The sequence below is a fragment of the Bartonella sp. AP57NXGY genome (assembly GCF_042195805.1).
Taxonomy (GTDB): Bacteria; Pseudomonadota; Alphaproteobacteria; order Rhizobiales; family Rhizobiaceae; genus Bartonella.
Window position 1 is genome coordinate 1 of the sequence record NZ_JBHIOZ010000574.1, and the last position, 640, is coordinate 640.

The 640-nt window shown below is 38.6% G+C and carries 2 pseudogenes; one reads left to right on the forward strand and one right to left on the reverse strand.

Features of this window, described 5'->3' with window-relative positions:
* The first annotated feature begins 75 nt into the window (after positions 1-75).
* Positions 76-295, forward strand: a pseudogene (locus tag ACFIL8_RS12105) (hypothetical protein).
* Between the two features lie 166 nt (positions 296-461).
* Here ACFIL8_RS12105 and ACFIL8_RS12110 read toward each other — a convergent pair.
* Positions 462-640 (reverse strand): annotated as a pseudogene (locus tag ACFIL8_RS12110) (integrase dna protein); the annotation flags it as partial.

The following is a 640-nucleotide window of genomic DNA, read 5'->3' on the forward strand; positions in this document are numbered from 1 at the left end:
ACGCCATCAGTTCCAATTTAGCAAGAGAGATCTTAAAGCACAATAATCTAGGTGAACGCTTGTGTGGGTGGAAACATAGCTAGAAAAAAATCCAAAAAACACACAGAGCTTACAGAAGCAGAAAAAGAAATCCTTCAAGAAATCATCATCACCTACAAAAGCGTAAAAATGATGTCTCGTTTGATGAAGTGGATAGCATTCATCCTCTTTTTGCTTATCCTTGATTTTGCACACCTTATGGATGCGATAGACAATATCTTTGCACATTATAAAACAGTGGCTAACCAAAAACTGAAAGCTTTACCCCCTCCCCGCTTTTAAAGCGAGGAAAGAGAGATTATATCGTAATCTATCCGCTAATCGCTTAAATGTTTCTTAGACACCTGACGCGACAATAGACATAACAATTATCAAGCCTCTCCAGATATAAAAGACGCCCATTGTTCTAAGAGGACACGGCGCTATTCTAAAAAATCCGTCCGCATGTAAGCCTTTGTCACTGAATTCCCAACTGAATACGCAAGAACAGATTCTGCAATTTTAAATGGTGTTGACGTTGTCTATGCTATCCAGTCCCGCAGAATCGATCTGAAACCATGAAGTCTATAATCAAAACCTTTGTCTTTCATGAATTTAGGAA